Raw genomic sequence first — 563 nt, forward strand, 5'->3', positions numbered from 1 at the left:
GAAATCAACTGCAACGGACTTTTCGCCGATGCCTAGTCATCCTCCCACTCCATTTACCACACCTTTCATTTGTCCTCTTTCTTCAACCACACCTTCATTTACATTTCCGATTTCTTCGTCTTCATCTCCTTCTTACTTTTTTACTGCCTTTCTCTTTTTCTCTTCTCCTATCCCTCTATACTTACTCGTTTCTCTTTTTCCCTCTTCTTCTTTTCTTTTTTTTCTTCTTTTCTTTTTTTCTTCTTTTTCTCTTTTCTTTTCTTCTTTTTCTTCTTTTTCTTTTTCTTTTTTCTTTTTTCCTTTTGTTTTCGCTCCTCCTCTGTTTTTCGCCTCTTTTGTCTCCCTTTCCTCTTTCTTCTCTCTCTTTTCTCTTTTCCTTTTCTTCTTCTTCTCCTCCCTTCTTCCTTTCCCCCTTTCGTCTTTCTCTCCCCTCTTCTTCTCCCCCCTTTTTCTCTTCTTGCCTCCCTCCTTTCTTCTATATTTCTGCTCCTCCTTTTTTCCATTTGCCTCCCTTCTTGTCTCTGCCTTTTCTCCGTCTGTTGTCTCCCCCCTTTTCTTTCTCC

The 563-nt window shown here is 39.8% G+C and carries 1 protein-coding gene; it reads right to left on the reverse strand.

What is annotated here, in order from left to right; all coding sequences use genetic code 11:
* Nucleotides 1–132: 132 nt before the first annotated feature.
* On the reverse strand, nucleotides 133–563 hold a 431-nt coding region (locus WH91_RS24815; RefSeq protein ID WP_082102308.1), incomplete at its 5' end, for a hypothetical protein.

The sequence above is a fragment of the Devosia psychrophila genome (genome assembly GCF_000971275.1).
Classification (GTDB): domain Bacteria; phylum Pseudomonadota; class Alphaproteobacteria; order Rhizobiales; family Devosiaceae; genus Devosia; species Devosia psychrophila.